The 624-nt window shown below is 60.9% G+C and carries 1 protein-coding gene; it reads right to left on the bottom strand.

The features are described from left to right. On the bottom strand, window positions 1–491 hold a 491-nt coding region (locus F2B26_RS16685; RefSeq protein ID WP_201292816.1), incomplete at its 3' end, for a hypothetical protein. Window positions 492–624: the final 133 nt, after the last annotated feature.

Below are 624 nucleotides of genomic sequence, written 5' to 3'. Positions count from 1 at the left end.
AGCGGTCCGGGAAGGCCGCGGAAGAATTCGATCAGATGGCGGAATTCGCGCTCGTCATCCGGTTCGTGATCGAACAACTCCTCGGCAAGCGGCGCGAAGGGTGCAAAGATCTCAGAGCATTCTCCGTCGGAGACCGTATTGGCGTATTCATAGGCCGGAACGCCAACGAACCGCGCCCATCCCAGCGGGAGCAGACCTACGCCCCACATCCGCGTCTGGCCGAGGCGAAAATAGGCCGGTCGTGAACTCGGCCCCGTCGCCTGAAAGCGGCAGCCGTCGACCTCGGGCCCGTCCATGACCCTGGCATAAGGCGGATTGCCGAAGAAGAACCGCAGATTCGCCCATTCGGGCTGGAGGTAATCCTCCACATAGTCGCAACCGAGCGGTTCGACTTCCAGGCGGTAGAAGGTTGTGAAGCAGGGCGCGAGGTCGGCCGGAGGCGCGTAGAATTTGACATCTAGCCGACAATTCCCGGACATCGTCTCCCCCACAAGCGGAGGCCATAGTATCAGCTTGTAAGTTTGCGACAAGTCGGCACGAAAAAGGGCGCCCCGAAACGGGACGCCCTCTTCGAATTGCGTCGAGTGGAAATTAGGCCGGGAGGGCCTTCTTCGCCTGCTCGAT

The organism is Cellulomonas citrea (genome assembly GCF_009829685.1).
GTDB classification, from domain to species: Bacteria; Actinomycetota; Actinomycetes; order Actinomycetales; family Cellulomonadaceae; genus Cellulomonas; species Cellulomonas citrea.
Note: the sequence above shows the minus strand (reverse complement) of the source record. Positions and strands in the feature narration are given on the sequence as shown.